This is a genomic window from Alteromonas aestuariivivens (genome assembly GCF_003367475.1).
Taxonomy (GTDB): domain Bacteria; phylum Pseudomonadota; class Gammaproteobacteria; order Enterobacterales; family Alteromonadaceae; genus Alteromonas; species Alteromonas aestuariivivens.
In genome coordinates this window covers 57389-67762 of sequence record NZ_QRHA01000014.1, presented here as the reverse complement: position 1 = coordinate 67762, position 10374 = coordinate 57389, and the positions used below count along the sequence as shown (strand labels likewise).

Genomic DNA, 10374 nt, shown 5'->3' with positions numbered 1-10374 from the left:
TCCGCCTGCTTAAGAATGGCCAGGATCTGACTGTCCGTGTATCGTGATTTTTTCATGCAGAATCTCCTGCGTTCAGGTTACGAGAAAATTCTACTTTTGGCTGCTGTTATTTTTAGGGGGGATTACCCTTTAATCAGCCTTCGGGTGTTACAAGCGGGTCCGGATCCTGATAGATCCCCGGTGTGATGCGAACCTGTAAAGGCTTATCAGAGTGAGGCCAGGCAAGGATCACCAACTGTTGTTTGGCGTCATCCCAGACAAAATCCGCGGGATTGGTATTGATAGAGGAATAGTGCACCTTCAGGCCGCTTTGAATGGGTTGTTTGGTTAGGACCAAATCATCACCAATATGAACACTGAAGCCGTCCGGATAATGGCGGTCTGCGGCGACAAACAGCCGCGAAGCCCCTTTGCTGTTGTCCGGTATCAGGTTGAGCTCAAACTGGCGGGTGGCAAAATCAAAACGGAAATTCTGAATCGAGCCAGCAACCAGTTGCGGATAGGGGCGGGCAATAATGTCAGTAATATACTTGCGCTCAACCGTTCCAATGGCCTGACGATCACTGAAAATAGCCCAGGTGGATTCACCACCGGGTAGGAAATTCTGATAGGTACGGTTACCGAGAAACCAGGCCTTGATTGATCCGACTCCCATCTGATCAAAAATCTCGGCGGTACGGATGTAAAAATCCATATAATTGAGCTGTTCTGCTACTGATTTATCGGTGGTCAAAAAGGTCGGAAAGCCCCATTCGCCAATTAAAATCGGTGCGTTGAGTAAATCGGATTCCTTGTCAAATCGCTGCATGGTTGGGGCGATGTAATCGACGTCGTTCTGGTATATGTGGGGGGCAAACACCAGGTTGCTTCGGTCTATCCGCTGTTTGATTTCCGCGTACTGGTTTTTATTTATCGCTTCGCCCTTGTTCATGAAAATTGTCTGGATCAGAAACAGCTTGTCCTCACTGTAAGGTAGTGAGGCATCAATAATTTTTTCGTACAAGGGTATGAGGTAGTCGCTGGTCAGGGCGTCGTAACTAATATCCATTTCGAGCTTACGAGGCTCATTGACCAGATCGTATCCAAGCACCGCCTGATTGTCCTTAAATGCTTCCCAGATGCGCTTCCAGGCGTTGATGTAGGTTTCCTGTTGATGATTATTGTTGAGATACAGGTCCTGCCAGCGGAACTGTTTAACTCCGTATACGGTCATCTTAAACACGGTATAAAGGCCAGCCTCGCGTCCCAGGCGCACAGTGCGCTGCAGGCGTCTGAGGTAATCGGGGTTGAATTGGGCGCCTTCAAACTCGCTGAGCTGGCCCAATTCTAGGCGGATGACCTGGGTATTGGCACCTAGGCGCGCCATTCGAAAGAAGTCCTCAGGATTAAAATCAATCGGCCCTACGTGATCATTTGTATTGACCACAAACCCCCGCGGGATCATATGGCGTTGCTGGCTGTCTCTGAGCCCGTGTTTAATCTCAGCATAACTCCATTGACTCACTAGACAGAGCAATACTAGAAGCGGGATTCTGTGTATGGCTGACATGAAGTATCCTTATAATTTCAACGCAACATTTAGGCGGCGCCTAATCGACTGGCAGCAGCGACAGTGTGCCGCTCCTGCCATTTTTCAAAAAGCCGATTAATAGGCGCGATAGGCGCTGCTGGTTCCATTTGGGGGCGTGAGAGTGGTGCCGTTGTAAGACAGCGACTGACCGCTACCCAGATACAGCTCTTTGACCCGGTTATCAGCATTTATTGTGATGACAGCGAACCGGCCCTGAAAATCAATACCAAGCTCAGGGGCGCTAAATTGGTCGTCAATAGTGTCCTGGGCGATCACGTACTGGGTCAGTACTTCACCGGCTACCCGAAGGGTAACTTTGACGCCTCTGAACTGGCCGTTTTCCTCAAGTCGCTCAACCTGTTGTACCGCGTACTTTTCACCTTCTGTGGCTGATTCATACGCCACTACAAAGGGCTGGCTCCAGGCTTCCCCCTGCTTTCTGAGCACCAATGTAGGCAACGGTGCCTTGTTGTACGGGGGAGCTGCGCCATAGGCTTTGGGGGCCAGGGCCTGGGTGATGTCCTGAGTTACTCCGGCCGGGATCAAGGCACGCATGGCGATGGTTTTGTCTCCGAGTTTGGCGGCGGTGAAAGTAGCTTCGAGCGAGTCAGCCGTTGCTGGATAGGTTTTTACCTTGTCAAAAAAGTGCCAGCCCGGATGGCGGTATTTTTTATGTTCCACCCACGGCAGCTTTGCAGATGCCTGATAACGGTCAGCATCATTTTTCATTACCACTTTCTTCCCATTGGAAGTGACAGAAAGCGCGTCGCCAATGTTGTGGTAAACATAGTCATGATATTGATTTTCGGTATCACTTTTGGCCTTGAAGATATCGAGGTAATAACCCTGGGTATCGGAAACTTTTATCAGTGCCAGTGTGCGCTGGTGAGTAGCCGGTGCCACCAGGTTATATTTATCGTCAAAAGAAGAGGTGGTAAATGAGTGGTTGGGGGAAACGCCCGGCTCGCCAAAGGCAGGCTCGGTAACTACCGATTCCACCTTACTGATCCCCATGTTTATCCAGCCACCGTGGGAGGCCGAAGCGCCGTTACTGATAACCGAGTTATGCGCAGCGAACAGGCGGTAGTAGTTCTCATGAATGTCGGTGCGGTAGGTGCCTTTGCCACCGTCAATGCCCAGCACATGCCCCTGGCCGTAAAGCTCCATGTCCATCCCGGAAGCATGGCCATGAATGTAGGAACCCCCGGCAATAAAAGCCATCAGGCTGTCTTCAACGGGGTTGTCAAAGTGGGTATTGCGCTGAATGGTCATGCCTGCGAATTCCAGGCGCTTGGTGCGGGGGCGCGGCGGAGCAACGTCCAGATTGGTGCTGCCTTCAATAGTGTCGGTATACCACAACAGCTGTGTGGGTGTGTAATACGGAGAGGCCCGGTAACGGCGTTCTTCCAGGTGCCCGCGATCGTACACTCCGGCTTTCAGGCTGGAAGCCAGGTAGTCACCAAACTGTTCAGCCTGTTGTTGATTATTGTTCAGCCGTGCAAGTAAATAGGCCATCTCAAATGCCGGGTATTCGATAGTATAGCTGCGGTGGCCATCACCGAAGAAAGGGTATTCTTCGTTGGGGAACTTGAGGTTGTAGTAGGACATATAAGCTGCGGGTATGTTAGGGTGGGTTGCACCCAAACCCAAGGCTGGATCATAACGATCAAGCAGCGTCATTAAATAAATTGAAAATGCGGCCACGTGGCGTGAATATCCCAACGACTCCGGCCAGATGTCGCCTTCTTTGGCAAACTGCTTTGCCACCATCTTCAATGAAGCCTGGTGGCTGGTATTTTGGTGCGTGTAGTAGGGCAGGTTTGCCTGAATTGCCTTTTTGTTATCCAGCGCAAGTATATTGTGTACCAGGCTGGAAGACTCCAGAACTGGCCAGTTGGAGTCGAGTAAACCTCTGTTTAGTGCCAGCCAGATGTAAGTTTTGAAGGTATTCTGTGCATCGTCAAAATCAAATGAAGCCAACTCGCCGGATGCCAAATCATACACCTTGCCGCCAGATTTAAGGTAAGGATAAACAAAATCGTAGATAATCGGTAACTGAGCGCCAATTACCCGCGCTTCATACAAATGATCAGTGGGAAACATCCAGCCGGAGTTCATCGGCCCTTTCTTTTGCAATTCCATGCTCTTCAGCGCATTGATATAGGTATAAAGAATATCGGCACCACAGGCTGCATAGCTGCTTTGCTGAGTCAGGTAATACATTACTCCGCAATCCACACCGTCCTGCAGGGCTTTGATTACAGCGGTCAGTTGCTGTTTGCTACCGCCGCCTTTCATGCGGAATTTTGGCAGAGTTGGTGGTAACGAGCGGTCGTCAAACCAAATTAAAGGTAATTGCTCGAGGTTTTTTTTCCGTGCCTTGGTTTTTTCTGAAGCCAGCGGCGCGACTCTTTCCTGCAGTTCATTGAACAGGGATGCAGCCCATGGCTGAGTTTGAATTTTGTCCAGAATCGGTTGTCGATCGGCGTTTTTCACCCAAATCGATGGCCGCTCCACTTCTTCAGCGTTGACGTGTGTTGCCACCAGTGCCGGTGCTGTGACACCCGCCAAAACCACCAAAACCCGGCTGGAATGCCTAAAGCCCAGACTATTCAACCATTTATTCACTGCTGATAACTGCATGATCCCCTCAACTGAAAAACGTGACTAACTTCGAAAACAGCAATTTGGTTTTGCGTAAAGCGTACCCGATAAAGCAAAGCTTTAACCTGCCATTAACGAACCTGCAAAAACTGTCATGGTTTATCAATTTGCGTCAAATGTCCACAGTTGTTTGCAACTGCAAGTCAGAGGCAGGTAGTTTTCTATGAGTTGCCGCCAGAATTCTGTTTGGGTGACTGCTACAGGAATCTGCCACAGCAATAGCGTAATGGCATACAGATTGCGTTCATTGAAGATGGCTAAACGGGCGTTAACCAACTTAACGTAATGAAAATTAAAACTAAATAAGGAACAGTCTGTGTCTGAACATATCCACGACCGCCGTCGGCTGATAAAAGGAATGGGGGCGGGTGCTGTAGCCGCTACACTAGGGGGATGTCTGAATACTACGCTAACACCGCCCGCAGTGGGCTTTCAGCGGCCTCTTTCGCGAAACCCTTTAGTAGCACCAAAAATTTCGTCAGGTAATATTGTTCGGCAGGCTGTTGGTCACCGGCCTTATCGTCCGGAAGGGTTTGTGGTGCGCAGCGAAACCTTGGGTAATAAAACTCTGGTGCACAATTATGGGCATGGCGGCGGTGGAATTTCCCTATCCTGGGGCTCTTCTGCGCTTGCCGTTAACGAAGTTCAGGATCACGAAAACAAGCAGGCAGCTGTGATCGGTGGCGGTGTGATGGGCCTCACCACAGCGCGCCTGTTGCAACAGTCTGGCTGGAAAGTCACGGTGTACACCCGCCAAATGGCCCAATACACCACATCCCAGGTCGCGGGGGGAGAATGGGGGCCCTACAGTGTGCACGACCCTAAGGTTTCCAGCGGCGCCTTCAAACAACAGTTGCAACAGGCAGCCCAGATTGCCCACAGTACCTATTCCGGCATGGTTGGCTCATATTACGGGATCCGCTGGATTGAGCTGTATTCCGCCAGCAATACGGTACCCAAACCGGGTGAGTTTGCCCGTTTTTATCCCTACACCCAAACCTATGGGCCGGGTGAACACCCGTTTGCCAGTGAGTATTGCACCGCCTCAGCCACTATGCTGGTGGAAACTCCGATTTTTCTCAAACGATTGATTGCGGATGTCCGTAGGGCGGGAGGCCAGTTTGTGATCCGCGACTTTCGTGATCAGGAAGACATTGCGGCACTGAGTGAACCCGTAGTTTTCAACTGTACCGGGCTGGGGTCAAGAACCCTGTTCGGCGACACCGGCATCATGCCAGCCAAAGGTCAATTGGTGATCCTGCCGCCAGATCCGGCAGTGGACTATCTGGCAGTAGGCGGTTCAGACAAACCACTGTATATGTTTTCCCGCGGCGACTGCATGATTCTGGGCGGAACCTTTAAACCTGGCGACTGGTCCACCGAGCCGGAGCCCGAAGAAACCCAGCGGATTATTGAAGAACACCAGCGGATGTTTGCCAATCTGGCGTAAATTACCCTGAGCGGGGTTAGCCTGAATTTAGAGCAGCAGGTCGGTGCCAATAGGGTGAAACTGGCTTGCTGCCTGGATGAGGGAATCGGCACTTAATGCCTTTACACCATATACATCAACGTTTTTATGCTTGTTATTGCGCAAGGTACTGACAAGAATATCAAAATCGCCGTCACCGGAAACCAGGATCACCGAGTCAACTTCATCGGCGTACTGCATGGCATCCACGGTAATACCCACGTCCCAGTCTCCTTTGGCGGACCCGTCCACGCGCTGTATAAAGGGTTTGAGCTTCACCGTAAAACCGATGGCGCGAAGAATATTCTGGAATTCACGTTGTTTTTGATCCCCGCGGTCAATGGCGTAGGCAAAGGCATGCACAACCTGCGTGTTGCGGGTGATGAGGGCCCAGAAGCGGTTGTAATCAAACCGACGGTTGAAGGTTTGTCGGGTGGTGTAATACACATTTTGTACATCCACAAGAATCAGTACTTTCTGCATAGCAGGTATATCCTGTAATCGGTTAAATGCCGTAGCGTGCAGCAAGGCTGTCGCGAACCGGGCGGGTGAGAGTTTTGACCACCAGAGAATAGGAATTGTCGATCATTCTGTGGATTTCCCCCTCTGGCAGAGAGCTGTCGAGAAGCACCGAATTCCAGTGTTTTTTGTTCATGTGATAGCCGGGTTGAACCGCATCAAACACATCCCGCAGCTGAACGGCTTCCAGCGGGTCGCATTTGAGGTTGAGGTAAATACTGCCTTGTCTTTTGGCAAGCAGGGCGAACATTTTCCCCTCCACCTTAAATACTTGGACATCAGGGCCAAACGGGTAGTCCAGAATGCAGGCCGGCTTTTCTTTCAAATACTCAATGATGGCAGTGTGATTCATCAAAGATCACCTTGGAATATTTAGCTGGCGGGAAAGGTAACACAAGTCACCGCCCTGAAGGGGTTTTGAGACAGATAAATGCCCACATGATAGTAGGGAGGCTGCAATCAATTAAGGACGGAGTGTATGAAAAAACTATTGGTACTGTCGATGCTGGTTTTGGCAGGGTGTGACAGCAATGAAGTCGGGGATGTGTCTTTGGGCCTGTTTACCACCAAAGACATCAAACTCGATGCGTTTACCGACCCGGTGGTTACAGGCGTAACCTGCCATGTATCAAGCATTGAGGCGAACCTGGATTTGTCTGATCCTTCAGACAGTGCTATTTCCTGTCGCCAGACCGGACCGATCACCGCGCAGATGATTGCCGCAATCGATAAGGGAAAAGATGGTGAGGTACTGTTCAGCCGTTCAAAAAGTGTATTCTTCAAATCGATGAAAATCAGGCGGATCCTGGATTCAGAGCACCAGACACTGATGTATGTCTCCTATGCCACCAAAGAAACGTCAGGCAGCTTCAAGCACAGTTTGTCGACCGTACCCTTGTGGGGCACTGAGGCCTACGGAACACCTGAAGTGCAGACGCAATAACCTTCATCGATAAATGTTCGGCGGCCTGAAGATGAATTCAGTCCGCCAAAGGGGCTCTCTCAGTTCTGGAAACGGATAACCAGTTCGTGTAATTCGTCAGAAGCCTTGCTGAGCTGGTTGATGGATTTGGCGGTTTGCTCGGCACTGCCAACACTGGAGTGGGTCAGGTCAGAAATGTTCACTACCTGACGGTTGATGTCCTCCACCACACTGGACTGCTGTTCGCTGGCAGTGGCCATTTGCAGAGCCATATGGGCAATGGATTCAACCGCTTCGGTGATGCCACTGAGCATTTCGCTACTGGCTTTCACCTGTGCCACGCCTTCATTGGCGGCATTCGCGCCTTCGGTAGCTTTATTGACCGCTGACTCCGAGCGCTGGGTCAATTCCTGGATTATGGTGTAAATTTCCCGCGTGGATTCCTGTGTACGCTGGGCAAGTGTGCGTACTTCATCAGCGACCACTGCAAACCCGCGTCCCTGTTCTCCGGCTCGGGCAGCTTCAATGGCAGCGTTCAGCGCCAGCAGATTGGTCTGTTCGGCAATCTGTTCGATAACCTGTGCCGCGGTGGATATGCGTTTGGACTGATCGGCAACCAGTGCCACCGAGTCGCTGATGTCAGCTACGGTATCTTGTAAGCTTAAAATGGCGTTAAGCGCAACCTGGGCGGTCTCTTTGCCTTGCTGGGACAAATGATTGGCAGCGTCGGCATTGTTGGCCGTTTCGGACACGTGAGCAGAGACTTCAGCCAAAGTGACCGACATTTCATTCATGGCAGTGGCAACCAGAGCGGTTTCCTGATGCTGCCTGTCGAGGCCGTTCCAAGTGCGTTGAGTATCCTGCTCGCCCTGTTCGGACATATGTTTGACCTGTGACGCCAATTCATTGATGCGGGTAACTACCGTTGATAACCTGGCTTTCATACTCAACACGGAAACCTGAAGCAGACTTTCCGCTGAATCGTCGTTTGTGTAGGTGAGGGCGGCAATAGGGTGCGTAAAACTGGCTTGCAAATGTTTATTCATGGCGTCGTTCAAATACTTTTGCTTATAGCGCAACCAGCCTGCATAGCCGATGGAAGCTGTAAGCAGCATTGCAAAGGCGACTCCGGAATAAGACGCCACGAATATACCGCAGGATGCCAAAACCAAGGCAACATATAGGCCTGTGACAACATTGGAACCCAAACGCTTGCGAGGTTTATTTCCGCTCAACAGTTTTGAATAGAGTTTTTCAGCCCGTGCGACATCCTCTCTTTTGGGGCAGGAGCGAACCGATTCGTATCCGATAATTTTGCCATTGTCTGTAATGGGGGTAACGTAGGCATCAACCCAATAATAGTCACCGTTTTTACAACGGTTTTTTACCAGTCCCATCCAGGGCTTGCCTTGCTTCAGAAACGACCACATGATGGCAAAAGCAGCCGCAGGCATGTCCGGGTGGCGAACGATGTTGTGAGGCTGGCCGATAAGTTCCTCTCTTGAGTATCCACTGATCCGGACAAATTCGTCATTGCAGGAAACTATGTTGCTGTGCTCGTCGGTTACCGAGATGAGTTTGGTCGTGTGCCCAAACGTGACTTCATTGAGTGTGACAGGTTGATTGTTACGCATTATTTGTGTGAATTACCGCTGGTTGTGTCTATGGCTGTGAAGGGATTAAATGAGGTGTAGTTTTCGTTGCCGTCAGCAGACGTTTGCTTCCGCTTTTTTAAGCTGGAAGAGGTTAGAAGCTAAACGAACAACAATAAACCGCTGGGGGAGGCTTGCCTGTAAGCTCATATAATTCCATTCCCTGGTGATGGCGGTAAGTAGACCGGTTCCCATCGGCGGCAATTTTCCATCAGTTTGGAATTAAAGTAAAGTTCCAATTAATATATTGAATTGTAAACGTATTTTACAAAATCCGGGGTGCTTTGACATAATGTGTAAGTTGACGCGGAATTGGTTACAATAAACCGGTAACTTTTGCGTTTCTCAGGCTTACCCCAACAATATTTCAGGTTATTACCGTTACCATGACAAAGCCCTGCTGCACCAGTGAAACTGAAACCGGCTCTGGCCACAACAAAGACCAACACTGTTCAATCGGGCAACAGCAAAGTGCGGCTGCCACAAGCTGTTGCGGCACGCATGAAAGCGAAGCTGTTGAGCAAAGCACGCCGGCTTCCTGCTGCGATACCGATGCCAGCAAACGTGACTGGCTGTTAATTGCAGGCATTTCCATTGTTGTCGGCGCATTGAGCCTTTACTGGCTTAATCGCAGTACCGGCCTGCCGATGCCCGAGTGGCTGGGGGCATTCTGCGCCTCAGTTACACACACACTGCACACAATGTGGTGGGGAGTAGCGGTGGGCATCGTGTTTCTGGCCATACTTGGGCAGGTACCAAAAGAACTGGTAACCCGGTTGATGGGAACGGGGCGTGGTTTTATCGGTATTTTGAGGGCGACAGCGGCAGGGGTTTTACTAGACCTCTGCAGTCACGGCATCCTGATGGTGGGAACCAAGTTGTATGAGCGAGGGGCCAGCGCCGGCCAGGTGATTGCGTTTTTGGTCGCCAGCCCCTGGAATTCTTTGTCACTGACATTGATCCTCGTCGCCCTGGTTGGGTGGAAACTGACACTGGTTTATCTGGTGCTCTCTGCGGTAGTGGCAGTGATTTCAGGAATGGTGTTCGATCGTCTGGTTGCCAGGGGCGTCTTGCCTTCAAATCCTAATACAGTCGTCTCGCAATCTTCAACGCCATTTTTGGCTTCAGCGCGAGAGCAATGGCAGGCCAGCCGCTGGGACGTAAAACGAGTTCAGAGTGCAGCTTTGCAAGGGTTAAAAGACAGCCGGATGGTGATCCGCTGGCTGTTTGTCGGCGTTATTATTGCTGCGGCAATGCAAGTGTTCATCTCGCCCGAGGATTATGCCTATTGGTTTGGACCCACCATTGTTGGGTTGGCCGTGACTACTGTGGCAGCCACAATCATTGAAGTCTGTTCTGAGGGGTCAACCCCAATTGCCGCAGATATTGCTAACCAGGCGAACGCTCCGGGAAACGGCTTTGCTTTTCTTATGGCAGGTATTGCGACTGATTACACAGAAGTTGTTGTTCTCAAGGACATGAGCCGTTCGTGGAAATTTGCCTTGTTCCTGCCCGTTGTAACACTCCCGCAGGTTTTGGTGTTGGCAATGGTTTTAAATCAGTTTAGTTAAAAATCTGC

At 50.6% G+C, this 10374-nt stretch carries 8 protein-coding genes; 3 read left to right on the top strand and 5 right to left on the bottom strand.

The features are described 5' to 3' along the window. Positions 1–133 precede the first annotated feature (133 nt). On the bottom strand, positions 134–1549 hold the full coding sequence (locus tag DXV75_RS15810) for a cellulase family glycosylhydrolase (protein ID WP_115594399.1): 1416 nt from the start codon (positions 1547–1549) through the stop codon (positions 134–136). 96 nt (positions 1550–1645) lie between these two features. Beyond that, positions 1646–4213, bottom strand: a complete 2568-nt coding sequence (locus DXV75_RS15805; RefSeq protein ID WP_115594398.1) for an endo-acting ulvan lysase-like protein — start codon at positions 4211–4213, stop codon at positions 1646–1648. A gap of 337 nt (positions 4214–4550) precedes the next feature. Here DXV75_RS15805 and DXV75_RS15800 point away from each other — a divergent pair, with 337 nt between their 5' ends. Further along, positions 4551–5684: an FAD-dependent oxidoreductase gene (locus DXV75_RS15800; RefSeq protein WP_245953261.1), complete on the top strand. Its 1134-nt coding sequence runs from the start codon at positions 4551–4553 to the stop codon at positions 5682–5684. Positions 5685–5711: 27 nt separating this feature from the next. Here the strand turns inward: DXV75_RS15800 and DXV75_RS15795 are convergent, their stop codons facing one another. Both DXV75_RS15795 and DXV75_RS15790 read right to left on the bottom strand, forming a co-directional pair. Beyond that, on the bottom strand, positions 5712–6185 hold the full coding sequence (locus tag DXV75_RS15795) for a LabA-like NYN domain-containing protein (protein ID WP_115594397.1): 474 nt from the start codon (positions 6183–6185) through the stop codon (positions 5712–5714). 22 nt (positions 6186–6207) lie between these two features. Continuing rightward, positions 6208–6573, bottom strand: a complete 366-nt coding sequence (locus tag DXV75_RS15790; protein ID WP_115594396.1) for an MmcQ/YjbR family DNA-binding protein — start codon at positions 6571–6573, stop codon at positions 6208–6210. A 126-nt stretch (positions 6574–6699) separates the two neighbouring features. On the opposite strand from DXV75_RS15790, the gene DXV75_RS15785 reads away from it, so the two are divergent. Further along, a complete protein-coding gene (locus DXV75_RS15785; RefSeq protein WP_115594395.1) occupies positions 6700–7164 on the top strand; it encodes a CreA family protein in 465 nt (154 codons plus the stop codon). 59 nt (positions 7165–7223) lie between these two features. On the opposite strand, the gene DXV75_RS15780 is transcribed toward DXV75_RS15785, so the two are convergent. Continuing rightward, positions 7224–8777, bottom strand: a complete 1554-nt coding sequence (locus tag DXV75_RS15780) for a methyl-accepting chemotaxis protein (protein ID WP_115594394.1) — start codon at positions 8775–8777, stop codon at positions 7224–7226. A 404-nt stretch (positions 8778–9181) separates the two neighbouring features. On the opposite strand from DXV75_RS15780, the gene DXV75_RS15775 reads away from it, so the two are divergent. Then, positions 9182–10366, top strand: a complete 1185-nt coding sequence (locus DXV75_RS15775; RefSeq protein ID WP_115594393.1) for a permease — start codon at positions 9182–9184, stop codon at positions 10364–10366. Positions 10367–10374 lie beyond the last annotated feature (8 nt).

Coding starts and splice junctions, on each gene's coding strand:
- DXV75_RS15775 (WP_115594393.1), top strand. CDS start 9,182: ATGACAAAGCCCTGCTGCACCAGTGAAACTGAAACCGGCTCTGGCCAC.
- DXV75_RS15805 (WP_115594398.1), bottom strand. CDS start 4,213: ATGCAGTTATCAGCAGTGAATAAATGGTTGAATAGTCTGGGCTTTAGG.
- DXV75_RS15810 (WP_115594399.1), bottom strand. CDS start 1,549: ATGTCAGCCATACACAGAATCCCGCTTCTAGTATTGCTCTGTCTAGTG.
- DXV75_RS15790 (WP_115594396.1), bottom strand. CDS start 6,573: ATGAATCACACTGCCATCATTGAGTATTTGAAAGAAAAGCCGGCCTGC.
- DXV75_RS15780 (WP_115594394.1), bottom strand. CDS start 8,777: ATGCGTAACAATCAACCTGTCACACTCAATGAAGTCACGTTTGGGCAC.
- DXV75_RS15785 (WP_115594395.1), top strand. CDS start 6,700: ATGAAAAAACTATTGGTACTGTCGATGCTGGTTTTGGCAGGGTGTGAC.
- DXV75_RS15795 (WP_115594397.1), bottom strand. CDS start 6,185: ATGCAGAAAGTACTGATTCTTGTGGATGTACAAAATGTGTATTACACC.